23 protein-coding genes are annotated in these 20716 nt (G+C 71.3%); 13 read left to right on the top strand and 10 right to left on the bottom strand.

All coding sequences use genetic code 11. From position 1 onward, the window contains the following. Window positions 1-311: hypothetical protein (locus ACWXWW_RS09475; protein ID WP_455969740.1), on the bottom strand; the 311-nt coding region annotated here is incomplete at its 3' end. A 178-nt stretch (window positions 312-489) separates the two neighbouring features. Beyond that, window positions 490-1842: a M20/M25/M40 family metallo-hydrolase gene (locus ACWXWW_RS09470; RefSeq protein WP_271174774.1), complete on the bottom strand. Its 1353-nt coding sequence runs from the start codon at window positions 1840-1842 to the stop codon at window positions 490-492. A gap of 229 nt (window positions 1843-2071) precedes the next feature. On the opposite strand from ACWXWW_RS09470, the gene ACWXWW_RS09465 reads away from it, so the two are divergent. From ACWXWW_RS09465 to ACWXWW_RS09440, 6 genes are all read left to right on the top strand, one after another. Next, window positions 2072-3355, top strand: a complete 1284-nt coding sequence (locus ACWXWW_RS09465; RefSeq protein WP_282980546.1) for an adenylosuccinate synthase — start codon at window positions 2072-2074, stop codon at window positions 3353-3355. 4 nt (window positions 3356-3359) lie between these two features. Continuing rightward, window positions 3360-4199: an SMP-30/gluconolactonase/LRE family protein gene (locus ACWXWW_RS09460; protein ID WP_455969739.1), complete on the top strand. Its 840-nt coding sequence runs from the start codon at window positions 3360-3362 to the stop codon at window positions 4197-4199. A gap of 74 nt (window positions 4200-4273) precedes the next feature. Then, window positions 4274-4792 (top strand): helix-turn-helix domain-containing protein, encoded by a 519-nt coding sequence (locus ACWXWW_RS09455; protein WP_455969738.1) that lies wholly within the window; start codon window positions 4274-4276, stop codon window positions 4790-4792. Continuing rightward, window positions 4793-5173: a hypothetical protein gene (locus tag ACWXWW_RS09450; protein ID WP_455969737.1), complete on the top strand. Its 381-nt coding sequence runs from the start codon at window positions 4793-4795 to the stop codon at window positions 5171-5173. Between the two features lie 30 nt (window positions 5174-5203). Beyond that, window positions 5204-6628, top strand: a complete 1425-nt coding sequence (locus tag ACWXWW_RS09445; protein ID WP_455969736.1) for a lactonase family protein — start codon at window positions 5204-5206, stop codon at window positions 6626-6628. A gap of 20 nt (window positions 6629-6648) precedes the next feature. After that, entirely contained in the window at window positions 6649-6957 is a 309-nt protein-coding gene (locus ACWXWW_RS09440; RefSeq protein WP_455969735.1) for a chorismate mutase, read from the top strand. Here ACWXWW_RS09440 and ACWXWW_RS09435 read toward each other — a convergent pair. The 6 genes from ACWXWW_RS09435 to ACWXWW_RS09410 form a co-directional block, all read right to left on the bottom strand. Further along, window positions 6954-7835 (bottom strand): RNA polymerase sigma-70 factor, encoded by an 882-nt coding sequence (locus ACWXWW_RS09435; protein ID WP_455969734.1) that lies wholly within the window; start codon window positions 7833-7835, stop codon window positions 6954-6956. The two genes, ACWXWW_RS09440 and ACWXWW_RS09435, sit on opposite strands and share 4 nt — an antisense overlap. Then, entirely contained in the window at window positions 7832-9049 is a 1218-nt protein-coding gene (locus ACWXWW_RS09430; RefSeq protein ID WP_455969733.1) for an NAD(P)/FAD-dependent oxidoreductase, read from the bottom strand. Before ACWXWW_RS09430 ends, ACWXWW_RS09435 begins: the two co-directional genes overlap by 4 nt. A 117-nt stretch (window positions 9050-9166) precedes the next feature. Next, window positions 9167-9898 (bottom strand): hypothetical protein, encoded by a 732-nt coding sequence (locus ACWXWW_RS09425; protein WP_455969732.1) that lies wholly within the window; start codon window positions 9896-9898, stop codon window positions 9167-9169. Further along, window positions 9895-10806 carry an ABC transporter ATP-binding protein gene (locus tag ACWXWW_RS09420; RefSeq protein WP_455969731.1) on the bottom strand — a complete coding sequence of 304 codons (912 nt, stop codon included), beginning with the start codon at window positions 10804-10806 and terminating at the stop codon, window positions 9895-9897. Before ACWXWW_RS09420 ends, ACWXWW_RS09425 begins: the two co-directional genes overlap by 4 nt. 14 nt (window positions 10807-10820) lie before the next feature. Then, window positions 10821-11192 carry a GntR family transcriptional regulator gene (locus ACWXWW_RS09415; RefSeq protein WP_271174188.1) on the bottom strand — a complete coding sequence of 124 codons (372 nt, stop codon included), beginning with the start codon at window positions 11190-11192 and terminating at the stop codon, window positions 10821-10823. Window positions 11193-11289: 97 nt separating this feature from the next. After that, a complete protein-coding gene (locus tag ACWXWW_RS09410) occupies window positions 11290-12306 on the bottom strand; it encodes a LacI family DNA-binding transcriptional regulator (RefSeq protein ID WP_455969730.1) in 1017 nt (338 codons plus the stop codon). A gap of 161 nt (window positions 12307-12467) precedes the next feature. Between ACWXWW_RS09410 and ACWXWW_RS09405 the strand changes: the two genes are divergently transcribed. The 5 genes from ACWXWW_RS09405 to ACWXWW_RS09385 all read left to right on the top strand — a co-directional run bounded on the left by ACWXWW_RS09405 (window position 12468) and on the right by ACWXWW_RS09385 (window position 17433). Further along, on the top strand, window positions 12468-13688 hold the full coding sequence (locus ACWXWW_RS09405; protein ID WP_455969729.1) for a sugar ABC transporter substrate-binding protein: 1221 nt from the start codon (window positions 12468-12470) through the stop codon (window positions 13686-13688). A gap of 62 nt (window positions 13689-13750) precedes the next feature. Further along, window positions 13751-14668, top strand: a complete 918-nt coding sequence (locus tag ACWXWW_RS09400) for a carbohydrate ABC transporter permease (protein ID WP_271174185.1) — start codon at window positions 13751-13753, stop codon at window positions 14666-14668. Window positions 14669-14678: 10 nt separating this feature from the next. Next, a complete protein-coding gene (locus tag ACWXWW_RS09395) occupies window positions 14679-15533 on the top strand; it encodes a carbohydrate ABC transporter permease (protein ID WP_324013441.1) in 855 nt (284 codons plus the stop codon). 29 nt (window positions 15534-15562) lie between these two features. Then, window positions 15563-16336, top strand: a complete 774-nt coding sequence (locus tag ACWXWW_RS09390; RefSeq protein ID WP_271174183.1) for a ThuA domain-containing protein — start codon at window positions 15563-15565, stop codon at window positions 16334-16336. Next, window positions 16333-17433, top strand: coding sequence for a Gfo/Idh/MocA family protein (locus ACWXWW_RS09385; protein ID WP_282979949.1), 1101 nt, complete (start codon window positions 16333-16335; stop codon window positions 17431-17433). The genes ACWXWW_RS09390 and ACWXWW_RS09385 overlap by 4 nt, the downstream gene beginning before the upstream one ends. A 138-nt stretch (window positions 17434-17571) precedes the next feature. Here ACWXWW_RS09385 and ACWXWW_RS09380 read toward each other — a convergent pair whose 3' ends face one another. Continuing rightward, complete coding sequence (locus tag ACWXWW_RS09380; RefSeq protein WP_455969728.1) at window positions 17572-18345, bottom strand: hypothetical protein; 774 nt, start codon at window positions 18343-18345, stop codon at window positions 17572-17574. Between the two features lie 107 nt (window positions 18346-18452). Beyond that, a complete protein-coding gene (locus ACWXWW_RS09375) occupies window positions 18453-19142 on the bottom strand; it encodes a fasciclin domain-containing protein (protein ID WP_455969726.1) in 690 nt (229 codons plus the stop codon). Between the two features lie 146 nt (window positions 19143-19288). Between ACWXWW_RS09375 and sigK the strand changes: the two genes are divergently transcribed. Both sigK and ACWXWW_RS09365 read left to right on the top strand, forming a co-directional pair. Beyond that, a complete protein-coding gene (gene sigK / locus ACWXWW_RS09370; RefSeq protein ID WP_271174179.1) occupies window positions 19289-19891 on the top strand; it encodes an ECF RNA polymerase sigma factor SigK in 603 nt (200 codons plus the stop codon). Then, the gene (locus ACWXWW_RS09365) at window positions 19888-20700 is read left to right on the top strand and encodes an anti-sigma factor (protein WP_455969724.1); all 813 of its coding nucleotides are present in this window, start codon (window positions 19888-19890) and stop codon (window positions 20698-20700) included. The genes sigK and ACWXWW_RS09365 overlap by 4 nt, the downstream gene beginning before the upstream one ends. The last annotated feature ends 16 nt before the right edge of the window (window positions 20701-20716 follow it).

Genomic DNA, 20716 nt, shown 5'->3' with positions numbered 1-20716 from the left:
CGCACCCGCCCGCGCAGCTCCCGGTTCGACGCCCCGGTGAGCCGTTCGAGCAGCTCGAGCCCGGTGCGGCACCCGTACCGGCCCGCGAGCGGGTCGTCGTCACCGCGACGGGAGCGGGCATCGACCTCTCCCGCGACCCGGGTGCGCAGCGCATCGAGCGTGCGCCCGAGGTGCTCGACCTCCCCCGCGAACGCGATCAGGTCCGCGTCCGTCACCTCACGCACGCCCTCGGCCAGGCCGTCCAGTCGCGCGAGTGCGTCCCGGACCGCCGCGCCCGGGAAGAGAGGTTCGAATCCTGGCTCCTTCGCCATGCATCCAGCATAGAACATCGATACGACAAACGCAACACTTTTCTTCCCCTGATCGGGATGTTTCTGCGACGAGCGCTAGCACACACCACCGACATCCACCCCGCACACCAGACGACAGCACACCAGACGACAGCGCACCTCCGCGCGCAGGCGCGACCGAACGGAGACGCGGGTGCGCTCAGCGCTTCACGCGCACGCCGTGATCGCGCCCGAGGAACTCGCGCACGACGTGGTCGATCGCGTCCACCGTGAGGTCGAGCGACTCGAGATCGATGCGCTCGTTGTGCCCGTGGAAGAGGGTGCGGAACTTGCCGTAGTCCCAGCGGTCGCTGAGCACGCCGAAGCCGTAGGCCGGCACGCCGCGCAGGCGATAGAAGCGCCCGTCCGTGCCGCCCGCGGCGAGCATCGGCAGCAGGTCGGCGTCGGGGCGCGCGCGCCGGACCGCCCCGCGCAGCACGTCGAAGAGAGGAGTGTCGGTGGGCGAGACGGTCGACTGCACGAACTCGTCGCCCTCGATGCGCACGTTCTCGAGCAGGTCGCCGAGCGCCTCGCGCAGATAGCCGTCGACATCCGCCGCGTCGACGTCGGGGAGGACGCGGATGTCGAGGCGCACGGTCGCCTCGCCGGGGATCACGTTGAGCTTGTCGCCCGCGTGCACGACGTTCGGCGAGATGGTCGTGTGCGTCGACGCGTGCGCGAACCCCTGCAGCAGGCCGGTCGCGGGCAGTCCCTCGTAGAGGCGCTCGGGGTCCTGCAGCTTCGCGGTCGTCTCCGCGTCGAGCTCGAGCGCGTCGGCGTACGCGTGCCACTGCGGCGTGATCACGGTCGGCGTGCGGAACCGCGCGATGCGCGCGACGGCCTCGGCCGCGATGACGGCGGCGTTGCGCGATCCCCACGGGGCCGATCCGTGGCCCGGGACGCCCGTGACGCGCAGCGTGCGCGGCGCCTGGCCCTTCTCGCCGATCATGATGCCGATCGCGGGCTTGCCGCCCGCGGGGGCGCCGCCCGACTCGGTCAGCACGTAGTCGGCGTCGATGAGGTCGAGCCGGTGCTCGGTGAGCCAGCCTGCGCCGTAGTGGCCGCCGTTCTCCTCGTCGGCGACGGCGGCGAAGACGAGGTCGCCGCGCGGGCGGAACCGCTGCCGTGCGATCTCCCGCGTCACGACGGCGTAGGCCGCCGTGAGGTTGAGCATGTCGATCGCGCCGCGGCCCCACAGCACGCCGTCGACGATCTCGCCGCCGAACGGATCGCGCTCCCAGCCGGCCTCCTCGACGGGCACGACGTCGGTGTGCCCGAGCAGGGCGAGGGACGGCGCGTGCGGGTCGGTGCCCGGGATGCGGATGATGAGGCTCCCGCGGCCCGGGTGCGGCTCGACGACGACGCCGTCGAGCCCGGATCCCTCGAAGAAGCTCTGCAGGGTACGCACCTGGCGGATCTCGTGGCCGGAGTCCGGACGGCCGTCGTTCACCGCCGCGTTGCGGATCATCTCCTGCAGAAGCTGAGCCGTCTGCAGCCCGAGGCGCGCGCTCATCGCGCCGCCGCCATCCGCGCGGGCTGGAGAGGGAGGTTCCACATGCGCATCCCCTCGACGGTATCGGAGAACGCTGGCAATCCCGAGGCCGATGACGCCCCGTGGCAGCTCAGCGGGCGCCGCGGACCGCCCCCGATAGGATGGCCAGGGAGAGCGCCGCGGCACACGCACGCCTCCGCCGGGAGCCGTTCCGGGCATCCGGGCACAACGACCCATCAGGGGGTATTCCATGCCGGGCATCGTGATCGTGGGCGTCCAGTGGGGCGACGAGGGCAAGGGCAAGGCGACCGATCTGCTCGGCGAGCGGACCGACTGGGTCGTCAAGTTCAATGGCGGCAACAACGCCGGGCACACCGTCGTCATCGGCGACGAGAAGTACGCTCTGCACCTCCTGCCCTCCGGCATCCTGAGCCCCGGCGTGAACCCCGTCATCGGCAACGGCGTCGTCATCGACCTCGAGGTGCTCTTCGCCGAGCTCGACGCGCTCTCGGCGCGCGGCATCGACGTCTCGAAGCTCCGCGTGAGCGCGAACGCGCACATCATCACCCAGTACCACCGCACGCTCGACAAGGTCACCGAGCGCTTCCTCGGCAAGCGCCAGATCGGCACGACCGGGCGCGGCATCGGCCCCGCCTACGCCGACAAGATCAACCGCGTCGGCATCCGCGTGCAGGACCTGTTCGACGAGAGCATCCTCCGCCAGAAGGTCGAGGGCGCGCTCGAGCAGAAGAACCACCTGCTCGTGAAGGTCTTCAACCGGCGCGGCATCACGTGCGACGAGATCGTCGAGGACCTCCTGTCGTACGCCGAGCGCCTCCGCCCGATGGTGTGCGACACCGGCCTCCTCCTCAACCAGGCGCTCGACGCCGGCGAGGTCGTGGTGTTCGAGGGCGGCCAGGCCACCATGCTCGACATCGACCACGGCACCTACCCGTTCGTGACGTCGTCGTCGGCGACCGCGGGCGGAGCCGCGACCGGATCGGGCGTCGGCCCCGGCCGCCTCGACCGCATCGTCGGCATCGTCAAGGCCTACACGACGCGCGTCGGGTCGGGCCCGTTCCCGACCGAGCTCTTCGACGAGCAGGGCGACTGGCTGCGTGCGGCGGGCTTCGAGTTCGGCACGACGACCGGGCGCCCGCGCCGGGTGGGCTGGTACGACGCCCCCATCACGCGCTACGCGACCCGCATCAACGGCATCACCGACCTCGTCCTCACGAAGCTCGACATCCTCACCGGACTCGAGAAGATCCCCGTGTGCGTCGCGTACGACGTGAACGGCGAGCGCTTCGACGAGGTGCCGGTCAACCAGAGCGACTTCCACCACGCGACGCCGATCCTCGAGCACTACGCGGGCTGGAGCGAGGACATCTCCTCGGCGCGCACGTTCGAGGACCTGCCGCAGACCGCGCAGGACTACGTGCTCGCGCTCGAGGAGATGAGCGGCACGCGCATCTCGGTCATCGGCGTCGGCCCCGGCCGCGACCAGGTGATCGTGCGCCACGACCTCATCTGAGCGCGTGATCGCCGCGGGCGCCGCGCTCGAGCGGCTCTGGACGGGCGGAACCTGGTGCGAGGGGCCGCTGTGGATTCCCGCCGAGGGCTGCGTGCGCTGGAGCGACATCCCGGGCGACCGCATCCTCCGGTGGGATGCGGCGACCGGCGACGCGACCGAGCACCGCACGGGCGTCGAGTTCACGAACGGGCGCGCGCTCGATCGGGACGGCAGCGTCGTGCAGTGCTCGCACGGCCGTCGGCGGCTCGAGCGGGAGTGGGCGGATGGCACGGTGTCGGCTCTCGCGGACGGGTACGGCGGCGTGCGGCTCAACTCCCCGAACGACGTCGCCATCGCCGCGGACGGCGCGTACTGGTTCACGGACCCCGACTACGGCATCACGCAGCCGCTCGAGGGGCACCCGGGCGAGCGCGAGTACGGGGCGTGCTGGGTGTTCCGGCTCGGTCCCGACGGCACGCTCGCGCCCATCGTCCGCGACCTCGACCGCCCCAATGGCATCGCGTTCTCGCCCGACGGCGCGGTCCTCTACGTGACCGACACGGGTGCCGCTCCGGCGATCCACGCCTACGACGTGCAGGGCGTCGCGGTGGGGAGCGGCCGTCGCTTCGCGGCACCGGCCGTGGGCCACTCCGACGGCATCGCGGTCGACGTCGACGGCCGCGTGTGGTCGTCGGCGGGCGACGGCGTGCACGTGTACGAGCGCGACGGCCGCGAGGCGGCCTTCATCGCCGTGCCTGAGGTCGTGTCGAATGTGTGCTTCGGCGGCGCCGACGGCGACGAGCTCTTCATCACGGCGACGACGAGCCTCTACCGCATCCGCACGGCGACCCGCGGGGCGGCGTAGCCCGCACGGCCAGCCCCGGGCGGCATAGCCCGCACCGTGCTGCGAATTGCGAATATTTCGAATATCATGTTTTCATGAACGTCGAAGCGGGGTCGACGCGTGCGCGGCGTTCGCGCACGTATTTTCCCGAGCGCGAGGAGTTGGAAGAGCTGCTCTCGTTCGCGCAGGTTCTCAACGGGATCGACGCGAACGCTGCGGGCGATGGCGAGGCGAAGCTCGTCGCTCCTGACGGGAGCGAGCGCAGGATCCCTGCGGAGCTCTTTCAGGTGCTCGAGCAGGTGGCGAATGTGCTCGCGCTCGGTGACGGGGTGACCGTGATGCCCTACGCCACCAAGCTCACGACGCAGGAGGCCGCGGACTTCCTCGGAGTGTCGCGACCGACGCTCGTGAAGCTCCTCGAGACGGGTGCGATCGCTCATGAGAAGGTCGGGAGACACCGCCGAGTGACGCTGCGCGACGTGGCGGCGTATCAGGAGCGTTCACGGATCGAGCGGAGGGCAGCGCTCGCCGACCTCGCGCGCGAGACGGCGGCGCGCACCCGCATCGGCCCTGACGTGCCCGAGCTGAAGCGGAAGTCCGAGCTGGACGGGTAGATGACCAGATTCCCGGCGCTCCTCGACACGAACGATCTCTACGGGTCGTACCTCAACGACGTGTTCTTGACGCTCGCGGAGCGTGGGCTCTTTCGTCCATTGTGGTCGGAGACGATCCTCGAGGAGCTCGAGCGGAACCTCATCCTGAATGGACAGGATGCTGACCTGGTCGAGCGCAGAATCACGACCATGCGCACGCACTTCCCCGATGCGATCGTCGTCGGCTACGAGTCGCTCTATCCGGGCCCTACCGTCGGAGCGCTGACGGAGCTCGTCGCGGACTATCGGCGCCCCGAGCTGTCGATCGACGACCTGCTGGTCGTGCTCGCGCGGGCCGGCGTGCCGGACTTCGCCCAAGCGGTGCGGCCGTATCTGGACTGACGGTGCGCCCCGGCGCGAGAGGATGGCCACATGAAGTTCTGGATCGGCGGATGGGGCCCTGCGCAGGGCGGGGAGTCCGAGGGCATCTCGCTCATCACGGCGGGGGAGGCGGAGTCGCCGCTCGCCGGAGGCATGCTCGCCGACCGCGGCCTCGCCGCGCGGGCCGAATCGGCGTCGTGGCTCGCCGCTCACCCGACCCGCGACGTCGTCTACGCCGCGCTCGAGGCGGACGGCCGGATCGCCGCGTTCGCGCGGACGGGGGAGGTCGCGCTCGCACCGCACGGCGACGCCGTCGAGGCGGGAGCCGCGGTGTGCCATCTCGCGGTCGCCGCCGACGGCTCGCACCTCATCGCGTCGTGCTGGGGCGATGGACGGGTCGTGCACGTCCCGCTGCGTGCGGACGGAACGCTCGCTGCGCCGACGCTCGGCGCAGCGGCCGCCGACCCGTATGCCGTGGCACCCGAGCCCGACCTCGGCGCCGCGCTCGAGGGCGAGGGCACGGTGGACGTGAAGGACCTCCTGGCGCAGGGCGCTGAGCCGACCGACATCGCGGCCCTCCTCGCGGGCGAGCAGAGCGCGCAGCCGTCATGGGAGGGCGCGATGGACCTGCGCGCCCTCGTCGAGGGCGACGCCGACCCGAGCCGGATCGCCTCGATGCTCGCGGGGAACACGGAGGACGACGGTCTGGCAGGCCTCCTCGCCGCGCTCGGCCAGGGCGCGTCCGACCCGTTCGACGATCCCGCCGTGCGCGACCTCCTCGCGAAGCGCGACGACGACGGCGGCCTCGAGACGCTCCTCCGAGACGCGCGCGTCGCGGATGGCGACCCGGAGGCGGGCGTCCGCGCGCCATCCGAGCCCCGGCCGTCCCGCGCGCATTCGGCGCTCTTCCTGCCCGGCGGGCTCGTCGCGACGACCGACCTCGGCTACGACCTCGTGCGCTTCTGGCGGCACTCGGCGCGCGGGCTCGCGCCGCACCACGAGGTCGTGCTCCCGTTCGGCACCGGGCCGCGGCACATGGTGCTGCACCCGAGCGGGTACCTCTACGTGCTCACCGAGTTCTCGGGCGAGGTCTTCGTGCTCGGGCGCGATCGGGATGGCCACTGGGCGCTGCGCGGCGGATCGCCCGCGTCGGGCGCATCGCTCGCCGGCGACACCGGCGCCGAGCTGGCCCGCTCGCGCGACGGCGAGTTCCTCTACGCGGGCCTGCGCGGCAGCGACACGATCGCCGTGCTGAGGGTGCGAGGCGACGGCGGCTCTCTCGATCAGGTCGCGCTCGTCGAGGCGGGCGTCGTGACGCCGCGGCACCACTTCGTCGGGCGCGACGCCCTGCTCGTCGCGGGCCAGGGGTCGAGCGAGATCGTCTCGCTCCCGCTCGACACGCGCACGGGCGTGCCCTCCCGACCGCGGCACCGCCTGCCGCTGGCGACGCCGACGCACCTCCTGCCCACGCGCTGAGGGCCGGTACCCTCGATGGCATGAGCCTGAACGACGAGGAAGCCCGCGCCGAGCTGCTGCGCCTGCGCGCCAGCATCGACAACATCGACGCCGCGCTCGTCTACATGCTCGCCGAGCGCTTCCGCTGCACGCAGCAGGTCGGCCGCCTCAAGGCCGAGCACGCCCTCCCGGCGTCCGACCCGAAGCGCGAGGAGCAGCAGGTCGCGCGGCTGCGCGCGCTCGCCGAGGCCGCGCACCTCGACCCCGAGTTCGCCGAGAAGTGGTTCAACTTCGTCGTCGCCGAGGTCATCCGCCACCACGAGGCCGCGGCCGAGCAGCGCCAGAGCTAGCGCGAGAGCGCCGTCTCGGTCGCGATGCGCGAGAGCTTCTCGGGGTTCCGCACGTAGTAGAGCCCCGTGACGAGGCCGTCCTCGACGCGCAGTGCCAGGGCTCCGTCGACCTCCCCGTCGACCGACAGCAGCAGCGCCGGCGTGCCGTTGAGGTCGGCGGGCGCCGAGGTCAGCACCCCGCCGTGCTTCGCCATGCCGCCCGTGAGCAGGCGGACGACGCGGTCGGCGCCCACGATCGGGCGCACCGCGGCCTGCTTCCGGCCGCCGCCGTCGGCGATCATGACGACGTCGGGCGCGAGCACGTCAAGCAGCGCCTGGAAGTCGCCGGCCCCGATCGCCCGCTGCATCGCCGCGACGGCGACGCGCGCCTCGCGCATCGACACGGTCTGCCGGGGGCGGCGGGCCTCCACGTGCGCCCGCGCGCGATGCGCGATCTGGCGGATGGCCGCGGGCGACTTGTCGAGCGACTCGGCGATCTCGGCGTAGTCGAACCCGAACGCCTCCCTCAGCACGAACACGGCCCGCTCGGTGGGTGCGAGCGTCTCGAGCACGACCATGAGCGCCATCGACACGCTCTCGGCGAGCTCGACGTCCTCGGCCACGTCGGGGGTCGTCCGCAGCGGCTCGGGCAGCCACTCGCCGACGTACGTCTCCTTGCGGCGGCTCAGCGTCCGGATCTGATCGAGAGACAGGCGCGTGACGATCCGCACGAGGTACGCGCGCTCGTCGCGAACCTCGTCCTGGTCCACACCCGACCAGCGCAGCCAGGCCTCCTGCAGCACGTCCTCGGCGTCGGCGGCCGACCCGAGCATCTCGTACGCCACGGTGAAGAGCAGGTTGCGGTGGCGGACGAACGCCTCGGTCGCGGGGGCGCTCATGCCGCGCTCGCCGCCGGGCGCTCGCCGCTCTCGCCGAGCCGGCGCGCGCCATCCGATGCCGCGCGCACGCGCTCGGCGCGCCGGCCGTCCTTGACCGGCCAGCGGTGCGTGCCGGGGCGGCGCGCCTCGGCCCTGATCTGCGAGATCGGGCTCTTGCACGCCTCCTCCTTGAGGAGCGCGCCGAGTCGGCCGGGCACGTGCAGCCGGATGGCTGTGTCGTCGAAGCGCGCGAACTGGAACACGCCGAAGCGGCGCCCGAGGCTCACGCACATCGCCGCGATGCCGCGGTCGAAGCCGGCGGGTGCGCCTCCCGCGATCCGCTGCAGCACCGTGTCGGCGGCGTGCGACCCGAGCGGCAGCGCGGCCTGGCAGCTCATCCGCAGCGGCACGCCCTGCGGCGAGGCCGCGTCGCCGGTCGCGACGATGCGGTCGTCGTCGATGCTCGTGAGCGTCTCGTCGGCGAGCAGTCGGCCGTCCGCGTCGGTCGAGAGGCCGCTGCGGCGCGCGAGATCCGCGGCGGCGAAGCCCGCGGTCCAGATCGTGACGGCGCTCGGCGTCGAGCGCCCGTCGGCGAGCTCGACGGATGCGCGCGTGACGCGCACGGCGGTCGTCCCCTCGAGCAGCTGCACCCCGAGGCTCTCGAGACGGCGGCGGATGGTCCGGCGCGCGCTCTCGTGGCTGTACGGGCTGAGAACGCGCCCGCACACGAGCGTCACGCGGCGGCCGAGCTCGGCGAGCTCCGCGGCGGTCTCGATGCCGAGCGGACCCGAGCCCACGACGACGAGGGGCGCGTCGACGGGAGCGCTCCCGAGTGCCGCGCGCACCCGCTCGGCCTCCTCGAGCGTCGCGAGCGGGAGCGCGTGCTCCGCGGCGCCGGGCACCTCGAGCGGTCCGCTCGTGCTGCCCACGGCGTAGTCGAGGTAGTCGTACGCGAGCGGCTCGCCCTTCTCGAGCACGAGCCGCCGGCGGGGCGCGTCGATCTCGGTCACGGTGTCGACGACGAGGCGGACCCGCTTCGCGAGCAGGTCGCCGAAGTCGACGACGGCGTCATCCGATCCGCCCACGAGCTGGTGGAGGCGCACCCGCTCGACGAAGCGATCGCGCGCGTTCACGAGCGTCACCGCCACGTCGTCGCGGAGCGTGAGGCGGTTCGCCGCCAGCACTCCCGCGTAGCCGCCGCCGATGACGACGACCTCGGTACTGCGTCCCGTCACGTTCCCCATGATGCCTCCTCTGTCGAGCCTTCGACATGGAGACGCCGGCCGAGGCGGATGTGTGACAGGACGCGGCGATGGCCGCCTCCCTCGGGAAGCGGCCATCGCCATCCGCGGTCAGGCGGGCATCCGCCGCAGCGTCGCGTACGACCCCGCCGCGAGCACCGCACCGAGCAGCAGGCCCCACAGCGACAGCCCGACGGCGCCGCTCTCGACGATCCAGGCCCCGACCTCGGGCCAGGCCTGCTGCCACGTGATGAGCGCGGCGATGCCCACGAGCAGGAGCACCGAGGCGAGGATCGCGGCCGTCAGCATGGCGGGCCCGAACCGCTTGTAGATCGTCGCGAACCAGAAGCCGACCGTGAAGAACAGCATCGTCAGGACGAAGAACGTGAATCCGGCGCCGAGGGCACCCGCCTCCCACACCCAGTCGAGGTACGCGAAGTAGCCGTTGATCCCGTATCCGCCGGTCGCCTGCTCGAAGAGGCCGATGGCGACGAACACCGCCGAGAGGCCGAGCGCGCTCACGGCCGCGGCGATCATCGAGCCGAGGAAGAACTCGCGCCGCGTGAGGCTCATCGCCTGCGAGAACGGGAAGGTGAGCGTCATGGCGTACGCGCCCACCACGGCGAAGTACCACATCGGGGCCTGCGATCCGCCGCCGTACTTGGGGCCGTCGACGCCGGCGCCCGCGAGGATCAGGTACACGAGCAGGGTCACGAGCCACGCGCCGCCGAGCACGATCAGCGGCACCCAGATGAAGGTCTGCGTGTTGATGAACTGCAGGCGCACGACCTTGAGCGTGCGGCCGTGCGGCGTGACGTGCTCGGGGGTCGAGAGGGCGGTCATCGGAGTGCTCCTTCCTGGGTGCCGGCGCCGGTGTGCGCGGAGATGCGCTGCGTGCGCCGGACGATGAGCTGCTGCAGGGAGACGGGGGCGAGGTCGAGGCCCGCCGCCGCGAGCTCGGCCCGCTCGGCGTCGTCGATCGGGCCGAGGAAGGTGACCGAGGTCACGCGACCGAGGCTCTCTCGGTGGATGACCTCCCGGCCGCGGATGGCCGCCTCCACGGCGGCGGCGTCGCCGACCACGTTGGTGGCCTGCGCGCGGGCGTCGTCGGTCGACTCATCCATGATGATGCGGCCGTCGTCGATCACGAGCACGCGCTCGATGAGGTTCGCGACCTCGTCGATGAGGTGGCTCGAGAGGAGGATCGTCCGCGGGTGCTCGGCGTAGTCGGCGATCAGCCGGTCGTAGAAGATCTGCCGTGCGACCGCGTCGAGCCCGAGATAGGGCTCGTCGAAGAACGTGATCTCGGCGCGCGAAGCGAGCCCGATGATGACGCCGACGGCAGAGAGCTGACCGCGGGAGAGCTTCTTGATCGTGCGCTTGAGGGGCAGCTGGAAGTCGTCGACGAGGGCGTCGGCGAAGTCCTGATCCCAGTGCGGGAAGAACAGCCGCGCGGCGGCCAGCGCGTGACGCGGGGTCGCGTCGTCGGGGTACTTCTGGCTCTCCCGCACGAAGCACATGCGGCTGAGCACGTGCGCGTTCTCGTAGGGGCGCTCGCCGAAGACGCGCACCTCTCCGCTCGTGGCGAAGTTCTGGGCCGTGAGGATCGACATGGCGGTCGTCTTGCCGGCGCCGTTGCGGCCGAGGAAGCCGTAGATCGTGTCCTTCTCGATGTCGAAGCTGACATCGTCGAGGGCGAGCTTGTCCTTGTAGCGCTTGGTGAGGTTCCGGACCTCGATGACGGGGTTCATGGTGTCCTTCTCGATCACGAAGAGGCGGTCTGGGCGGCGTGCTCGCGCACGAGGTCGGCGACGTCGTCGGGCCCGAGCCCGAGCTTGCGGGCTTCGACGAGCAGGGGCTGCACGTAGCGGTCGGCGAACGCGCTGCGCCGCTCGCCGAGCAGCAGCTCGCGCGCCCCCGGGGAGACGAACATGCCGATCCCGCGGCGCTTGTAGAGAACTCCCTTGTCGACGAGCATGTTCACTCCCTTCGCGGCGGTCGCCGGGTTGATCCGGTAGAAGGCGGCGAGCTCGTTCGTGGACGGGGCCTGCGCCTCTTCGGCGAGGCTCCCGTCGACGATCGAGTCCTCGACCTGCTCGGCGATCTGCACGAACAGGGGCTTGCCTTCTTCGATCACGGCGACCTCCGGTTGAGCGGTTAGTTACTCGACTAATGAACCATGGAAGCGGGCGCGCGTCAACCTCCTCTTCGAGAGGGATCTCGGATGGCTGCGGTCAGCGGCCGGGAGCGCGCGCGACGGAGGCGCCCTCGCCGGGCGTGCAGGGGATGAGCGTCTGCGGCAGCGGGCGGTCGGGCTCGTTGATGCGCTCGATGATCGCGTCGACACCGAGTCGGCCGAGCTCGGCGGCGGGGGAGTCCATGTGGGTGAGGACGGGCTCGGCCATCGAGGCCATGTGCGCGGATGTGCCGATCGAGATGATCGACAGGTCGTCGGGCACCCTCACGCCGTGCTGCGCGAGCCCGATCGCGAGCCCGGGCGCGGCATGCTCGTTCATGAGGATGATCGCGGTCGCGTCGGGGTGGTGCTCCACGAGCTCGGCGGCGAGGAGGCGACCGGCCGCCGAGTTCTCCCCGCAGGTCAGCGTCGTCGCCGTGAGCCCCGACTGCGCCATGGTCTGGAGATACGACTCGCGGGCGCGGGCCACGCCTCCGTGCGCCACGAAGCGCTTCTCGGTCGCGCCGGAGATGTAGAGGATCGACGTGTGGCCGAGCGCGACGAGCTCCTCGATTGCGGTCTCGACCGAGGAGGCGAAGTCGACGTCGACCCAGGCCATCCCCTCCGGATCCTGCGTGCGCCCGATGAGGGCGAAGGGCGTCCGTCCCTCCTTGAGGCGGTCGACGCGCCCGTCCTCGAGCTGGACCTCCATGAGGAGCACGCCGTCGACGAGGCCGCTCGCGGTGAGCTCGGTGATCTCCGCGGCCTCGTTGTGGGCGGGCCAGAGCACGAGCGTGTACCCGCGCTCGCGCGCGCGGTCAGCCGCGCTCGTGAAGAACGTCATGGCGGTTCCGCTGAGGTTGCGCTCGAAGGCCGGGTAGAGGAGCGCGATGATGTCGGTCCGCCCGCGGGCGAGGGCGCTGCCGGCGTGGTTGCGCGAGTAGCCGAGCTCGCGCATGGCCGCCTCGACGCGCTCGCGGGTGTGGGGGAGCACCTTCTTCGAGCCGTTCACGACGAAGGAGACCGTCGCGATCGACACCCCCGCGCGCTCCGCGACCTGCTGCATCGTGGCCATCCGATCATCCTCCTCTCCCCGAGATCGAGCCGTGACAAACCGTGGGGTTGACAACTTACCGCTCCCGAACCCATACTCTTTCACACAGCATCTAAGCGCTTAACCGCCCGAAGGGGAAGCGCTGGATCCGCACCCGCCACCGCGTACGAAGGAGTATCGCCATGCGCACCAGGACCCGCGCTCTCACCGCCACCGCGGCCCTCGCCGCCGTCCCCCTCGCTCTTGCCGCGTGCAGCGGCGGCGGCGGCGGCCAGGGCGCCGGCGACGCCAGCACGCTCACCGTGCTCGACTACTACAACAACGAGCCCGACAAGACCCTCGTGCAGGAGGCCCTCGACACGTGCGCCGCCGAGGTCGGCGTCGAGCTGGACCGCGAGACCGTCCCCGGCGCCGACCTCATCCAGACCGTGCTCCAGCGCTCGTCGTCGCGCACGCTGCCCGATGTGCTCATGCTCGACAACCCCGACGTGCAGGAGATCGCCGCGACCGGCGGCCTCGCGCCGCTCAGCGACTTCGACGTCGACACCTCGGGCTTCGCGCAGGGGATCCTCGACGCCGCGACGTACGAGGGCGAGGTCTACGGCATCGGGCCGGCCGTCAACACGCTCGGCCTGTTCTACAACGTGACCGCGCTCGAGGAGGCCGGCATCGAGCCGCCGAAGACGTGGGACGAGCTCAAGGATGCCGCCGCCAAGCTCACGCAGGGCGACCAGTACGGCATCGCGTTCTCGGCCATCGCGAACTACGAGGGCAGCTGGCAGTTCCTGCCGTTCATGTGGACGAACGGCGGCGACGAGACCGACCTCACGAGCCCCGAGGTCGCCGAGGCGCTGCAGCTCTGGGTCGACCTCGTCGAGTCGGGATCCGCCTCGCCGAGCGTCGTCAACTGGAAGCAGGGCGACGTCAAGGACCAGTTCGTCGCGGGCAAGGCGGCGATGATGATCAACGGCCCATGGCAGATCCCCGCGCTCGCCGAGACCGACGTCGAGTGGGACTCGGTGCAGGTGCCCGTGAACGAGGAGGGCCAGACGCCCGTGGCGCCGCTCGGCGGCGAGGTGTGGACCGTCCCGCAGACCGGCGACGAGGCGAAGCAGGCCAAGGCGGCCGAGTTCGTCGAGTGCATGTCGAGCCCCGACATCTCGATGTCGCTCGCCGAGAGCCGCTACCTCGTGCCGACGCGCACCGACCTCATCGACGAGTACGTCGAGCAGGTGCCCGAGATGGCGGCCTTCGCGGAGCAGATCAAGGACGCCCGCGCCCGCACGGGCAAGCTCGGCGAGGACTGGCCGGAGGCCGCCACCGTGATCTACGACGCGATCCAGCTCGCGATCACCGGCAAGGCCACGCCGGCCGAGGCCTTCGAGCAGGCCTCGCAGGGCTGATCCACCACCCGTCGTCCGGCCGGGCGCGCGAGCGCCCGGCCGGCCCGAGGAAGAGGACGCTGATGACCTCGATCCCGTCCACCGCGCGACGTCCGCGCCGACGGCTGCAGCGCGACGACTTCGTCAAGGCGCTCTTCGTGATCCCCGCGGGGGTCTACATCCTGCTGTACTTCGGCTACCCCATCGTCAAGAACCTGATGATGAGCTTCCAGGAGTACACGACCAAGACCTTCTTCACGGGCGAGGCGCCCTGGGTCGGCCTCCAGAACTACGTCACGGCGGTCACGAGCAACCTCTTCTGGCCGGCCATCGTCAACACCCTGCTGTTCACGCTCGGATCGCTCGCGGGCCAGTTCGTGATCGGCCTCGCGCTCGCCGTGTTCTTCCAGAAGCGCTTCCCGCTGAGCGGCTTCATGCGCGCGATGCTCCTGCTGCCCTGGCTGCTCCCGCTCATCGTCGCGAGCGCGACGTGGCGCTCGATCCTCGATCAGGACAGCGGCATCCTCAACCAGTTCCTCACGGCGATCGGGCTGAACGCCGTGCCCTGGCTCACGAGCCCCGACGTCGCGCTCATCGCGGTCATCCTCGTGAACATCTGGGTCGGCATCCCGTTCAACGTGACGCTGCTCTACGGCGGGCTGCAGGACATCCCGGGCGAGCTCTACGAGGCCGCGTCGCTCGACGGCGCCACGGGGTGGAAGGCGTTCTGGCACATCACGCTGCCGAACCTGCGCGCCGTCATCGGCGTCGTGCTCGTGCTCGGCGTCGTCTACACGCTCAAGGTGCTCGACGTGATCCTCGGCCTCACGGGCGGCGGGCCGGCGAACGCGACGCAGACGATCGCCATCCGCTCGTACCAGACCTCGTTCATCGACTTCGAGTTCGGCGTGGGCGCGGCCTTCAGCAACATCCTCATCCTCATCTCGCTCGTGTTCGCGTTCGTGTACCTGCGCGGCACCCGCAAGGCCGTGGACGAGTAAGGAGACGACCATGACCACCGCACTCATCACGGTCGACCCCCGTGCCGCTCGACGGGCCGGCGGCCGGCGTCCGCTCGTCTACACCGCGCTCGGGCTGCTGTTCCTCGGCATCATGCTGTTCCCCGTCTACTGGATGGTGAACGCGTCGCTGCAGCCGTCCGGCAACACGCTCAACGCCGCGCTCATCCCGCTCGAGCCGAGCTTCGCGGGCTACGAGCGCGCGATCGCCGACCAGGGCCGCAACCTCCTCACGAGCCTCATCGTGTCGGTCGGCGCGGTCGTCGTGAGTCTCGGCATCGCGGCACCGGCGGCGTACGCGCTCGCGCAGTTCCGGTACCGCTGGATCAACATCGCGCTGCTCGTCATCCTCATCGCGCAGATGATCCCCGGCATCGTCATCGCCAACGCGCTCTATGCGGCGTACAACGACCTCGGGCTGCTCAACACCGTCGCGGGGCTCATCCTCGCCGACGCCTCGCACGCGATCCCGTTCGCGATCCTGGTGCTGCGCGCGTTCATGATGAACGTGCACCCCTCGATCATCGAGGCCGCGCGCGTGGATGGCGCTGGCCAGTTCCGCGCGTTCTGGTCGATCGTGCTGCCGGTGTCGAAGAACGCGCTCATCACGGCGGGCCTGTTCGCGTTCCTCTTCGCGTGGAGCGACTTCCTCTTCGCCCTGACGCTCACGACGACGCCCGACATCCGCCCGGTCACGCTCGGCATCTACCAGTACCTCGGCACGCAGGTGTCGAACTGGAGCGCCGTGATGGCGACGGCCGTGCTGTCGTCGCTGCCCGCGATCCTCCTCCTGCTGCTCGCGCAGCGCTACATCGCCGCTGGGGCGATGGGCGGCGCGGTCAAGTAAGCCTCCGGAATCTCTGAAAGGACACATCGATGACGAACAACCCGATCCGCGTGATCGTCTGGGGCGAGAACCGCCACGAGCAGGTGCAGCAGAACGTGCGCGACATCTACCCCGACGGCATGCACACGACGATCAAGGAGGGCATCGAGGAGAACCTCGGCGACCGCGTGTCGGTGCGCACGGTGACCCTCGACGACCCCGAGCACGGCCTCACCGAGGAGGTGCTCGCCGAGACCGACGTGCTCGTGTGGTGGGGGCACGCGGCCCACGGCGAGGTGGCGGACGAGGTCGTCGAGCGCGTGCATCAGCACGTCCTGGCGGGGATGGGCCTGCTCGTGCTTCACTCGGGGCACTGGTCGAAGATCTTCGGGAAGCTCATGGGCACGACGTGCACGCTGCGGTGGCGGTCGAAGGACGACCGCGAGATCGTGTGGACGGTCGACCCGACCCACCCGATCGCGCAGGGCGTGCCGCATCCGTTCATCATCCCCGCGCAGGAGATGTACGGGGAGTTCTTCGACGTGCCGGCCCCCGACGAGCTCGTGTTCCTCTCGACGTTCTCGGGCGGCGAGGTGTTCCGCAGCGGCATGACGTACCGCCGCGGCTACGGCAAGATCTTCTACTTCAGCCCGGGCGACCAGGACTACCCCGTGTACCACCAGGCCGAGGTGCGCAAGGTCATCGCGAACGGCGTCGCATGGGCGCAGACTCTTCGTCCGGAGCGCTCGGTGCCGACGCTCCTGCGGTACGAGACCGAGGACTTCTACAACGGACGCGGCTACGAAGGGGCGATGCACAATTGACCGGACAATCGGATGGCCGCCTGCGCGTCGTGCAGGTCGGGGCCGGCGGGATGGGCCGCGCCTGGATCGGGGCGATCACCGCCTCGGATGAGACGGAGCTCGTCGGCCTCGTCGACCTCAACATGACGACCGCGCACGACGCGCTCGCCGACGCGGGCCTGACCGACGTCGCGGTGGGCACGTCGGCGGCCGAGGTCGCGCGCGCGGTCGGCGCCGACGTCGTCGTGAACGTCACGGTGCCTGTCGCCCACCTGCCCGTGAACGTCGAGGCGCTCGCCGCGGGCTACCCCGTGCTGTGCGAGAAGCCGGCGGCGCCGACCGTCTCGGACGCCCTCCGCCAGGCGGCCGCCGCCGAGGTGCACGGCCGCCTGCTCATGATCAGCCAGTCGCGCCGGTACTTCGACGGGCTGCGCGCCCTCAAGCGGCAGACCGAGCGGCTCGGCGAGATCGGCGCCGTGACGACCGACTTCTTCCGGGCACCGCACTTCGGCGGCTTCCGCGAGGAGATGGAGCACGTGCTCCTCGTCGACATGGCCATCCACCAGTTCGACGCCGCGCGGTATCTCATCGGCCGCGACCCGGTCGCGGTGTACGCCGAGGAGTACAACCCGAGCTGGAGCTGGTACCGCGGCGACGCGAATGCCGTCGCGGTCTTCGAGTTCGAGGGCGGGGCGCGCTACACCTACAGCGGGAGCTGGTGCGCGCCGGGCCTCGAGACCTCCTGGAACGGCCGGTGGCGCATCAGCGGCGAGGCCGGATCGGCCGAATGGGATGGCGACGGCGCGCCGCGCGCGGAGATCGGCGTCGGGTCGGTGGAGCAGGAGCTCGACACGGCTCCCGAGCAGATCGAGGGCTCGCTCGCCGAGTTCGTGGCCGCCGTGCGCGCGGGGGAGACGCCCTCGACCGACGCCCGGTCGAACGTCGCGAGCCTCGCCATGGTGGAGGCGGCGGTGCGCTCGGCCTCGACGGGCCGCCGCGTGCGCATCGCGACGGTGATCGAGGAGGCGTACGAGGCCGCGCTCGTCGACGAGAAGGATGACGCGGTGCGCGAGGTCCTCGAGCGCTGGCGCGCCGAGGTGCTCCTTCCCCGTCGGTGAGCGATGTTTCGACGCGGTCGTTGAGCGCGAATTCGCCTTTCTCGGTCGTTGAGCGAGCTCTTTCTCGGTCGTTGAGCGAGCTCTTTCTCGGTCGTTGAGCGAGCGGAGCGAGTCGAAACGTCGCAAGCCGATCTCGGCTCAGCCCGTCGGGGCCGTGATCTCGACGGGCTGGCCGAGCCGCTCGAAGGTCTGCGTCACGGTTCCGGCGAAGCCGTGCACGGTGAGGGCGATCTCGGCGCTCAGCGGCGTCGCATCGGACGCGAGACGGAGGACGAACGTGTCGACGTCGACCTCATTCCAGTGGAACGGCGCGGTGCTCGCGATGCGGTAGACGCCCGCGGCGGCCGGTTCCGCGGCCACCTCCCACGCAGGGCTCGCCGCGATGAGCTCGGCGATCGCCCGCGGATCCGAGAACGGGGCGGCGTACTCGGCGGCCTCGACGGCGATCTGCTGGTCGCCGTCGTCGGATGACGCGTCGGCCTCGACGGCGCCGTTGCCGCGGTCGAGCCAGTGCGCGCCGTCGACGAACCAGAGGTCGAACGGGATGTCGGTGCCTCCCGTGCCGTCGAGGTGGAATGCATAGTCGGGCTCGAAGGTGAAGTCCACCGTCCCGCGGAGCATCGGGCCGCTGAGGCCGATCCGCCCGGACCCCTGCGCGACGAGGACGTCCTGCACGCAGGCCCCGAGGTCCGCGCCGTCGACGGTCGCGCCCGCCTCGATCCCCGCGCAAGAGTCGGGTGCGGTCCATCCGCTTGGTGTGGGCGTCGGCGTCACCGTGGCCGGTGCGGTCTCCGCCGTCGGCGAGGGCGCGGCGGTCTCCTCGGACGCCGTCTCGTCGGGCGGCGTCTGCGCCGCGCAGCCCGCGATCGCGGCGGCGAGAGCGAGAGCGGCGGCTGCGCGTGCGACCTTCATGGTCGGAGGATACTCGGCGCACTCGGGCGCAGACGCAGAGGCTCCTGGGTGCACGGCGGGCGGTCGGGCTCGTGCCCGACCGCCCGCCGTCCCTCCCCCCGCGGACGTCACTGCGCGGGCATGAGCACCGTGTCGACGAGGTAGACCGTCGCGTTGGCAGTCTGGACCCCGCCGCAGATGACGGTCGCGTCGTTCACCATGAGGGCGTCGCCCGATCCGGTCACCTCGAGGTCGGAGCCCTGAACGGTCGTGTGGGTGCCGGCGATCGCGTCGGGAGCGATCTGGCCGGGGACCACGTGGTAGGTGAGGATCGACGTCAGCAGGTCGGCGTCGGTGCTGAGCGTCTCGATCGTGGCCTCGTCGATCTGCGCGAACGCGTCGTCGACGGGAGCGAAGACCGTGAACTCGTCGCCGTTGAGCGTGTCGACGAGGTTCACGTCGGGGTTCAGCTCTCCCGACACGGCCGAGACGAGCGTCGTCAGCAGCGGGTTGTTCGACGCGGCGACCGCGACGGGGTCGGCGGACATGCCCTCGATCGAGCCCGCGCCATCCGGCACCGCCTCGGCGTAGTCGGCGCAGCCGGGCCCGACGAGGTTCGCGGCCGGGTCGGCCATCGTCTCGGGGCTCTCCTCGGGCGTCGTCTCCTCGGGCGCGGCCGACTCCTCGACCATGCCGGAATCGCCCGACGTCGGCTCCTCCTCGGCGGTGGTGGCGCCGCTGCTGCAGGCGGCGAGGCCGAAGACGGCGACGAGCGACAGGACGGCAGCGCCGGCGAACGTGAACTTCTTCGTGGACATGGCGTTCTCCTCTTCAACGGTGGGTGCCCCGAGGGGCGGTGCCTCTCGGCTTTCACGACGTATTCGGGGTGGTCGGCGAATCGGATGGGTCGATCTCGAAATCGCGTCGGGATGGCCCGCGGACCGCCCCGTGACGGGGATGCGGCATGCTTGTGGGCATGGTGATCGACGGCGTCGAGGTGGGCGAGCACGCCGACGGACCCGTCGACCACGTCGCGGACCTCCTCGTGCGCATCGCGGACGGCGATCAGGGCGCCTTCGCGTCGCTCTACGACATGCTCTCGGGTCGCGTCTTCGGCCTCATCCTGCGGGTGCTCGTCGACCGCGCGCAGAGCGAGGAGGTGCTGCAGGAGGTCTTCCTGGAGATCTGGCAATCCGCCGCGCGCTTCTCTCCGAACAGAGGTCAGGGGAGGACATGGGTCCTCACCATCGCGCACGGCCGAGCGGTCGACCGCGTGCGATCCGCGCAGGCGAGCACTGACCGGGATGTTCGCGTGGGCTTCCGGGACCTCGGAGTGCCGTTCGACGGGGTCGCCGAGGATGTGGAGCTCCGGATGGAGGGACGACGCGTCGTCGAGGCGCTCCAGAGCCTGCCGGAGGCGCAGCGCGAGGCGCTCACCCTCGCGTACTACGGGGGATACTCGCAGAGCGAGATCGCGGCCATGACCGCGACGCCGCTGGGAACGGTGAAGACGAGGATGCGCGACGGGCTGTCGCGCCTGAGGACCTGGATGGGGGTGCCGGCATGACCGAGAAGGACCTCGACGAGCTGCTCGCCGGCCGCGCCCTCCACGCGCTGTCGCCCGAGGACGCCGCCCGGCTCGAGCAGGCGCTCGCCGCAGATCCCGCGCTGCGCGCCCGTGCGCAGCGCGACGAGGAGACCGCCGCGCTGCTCGCCGATGCGACGCCCGAGGTCGCGCCGCCCGCCGCCATCCGGGACCAGCTGCTCGCGCGGATCGCCGGAGCCGCGGCTCCCGCAGACGTGGCTCGCGAGGAGAGCCCCGATGCGCCTGCCGAGCCCGCGGCATCCGCGCCTGCCGCATCCGAGCCTGCGGGGCCCGCGCCATCCGAGCCGGCGGAGCCCGCGCCATCCGCGCCTGCGCGCCCGGGCCGTCGCCGCTGGTTCGCGCTCGCGGCCTCCGTCGCGGTCGTCGCGGCGGTCGGCCTCTCGGCGCTCACGATCGGGCGCCTGCTCGACCGGCCCGACGCCGTCGTGGCGCTCGAGCAGATCGCGCAGGCCGACGACGGGCAGGTGCTCGAGGGCGAGTTGCCGGGCGGCGGCGCGATCGAGATGCACTGGTCGCACTCGGTCGGCGAGGTCGTGGTGCTCGCCGACGAGGCGCCGGCGCTCGACGAGGGCCGCCAGTACGAGCTCTGGCTCGTGCGCGGAGACGAGCCGATCCCGGCAGGGGTGTTCGATGGCGGGGTCGACGAGCCGCTCCTGCTCGACGGAGAGCTGGCGCCCGGCGACGTCGTCGCCGTGACGATCGAGCAGGAGGGCGGGTCGCCGACCGGCGTCCCGACGACCGAGCCGATCGCCGTGATGCCGACCGATTGAGCGACGCGACGGGAGC

The sequence above is a fragment of the Microbacterium sp. KNMS genome, from assembly GCF_053851835.1.
This window is presented reverse-complemented; position numbering and strand designations above follow the sequence as displayed.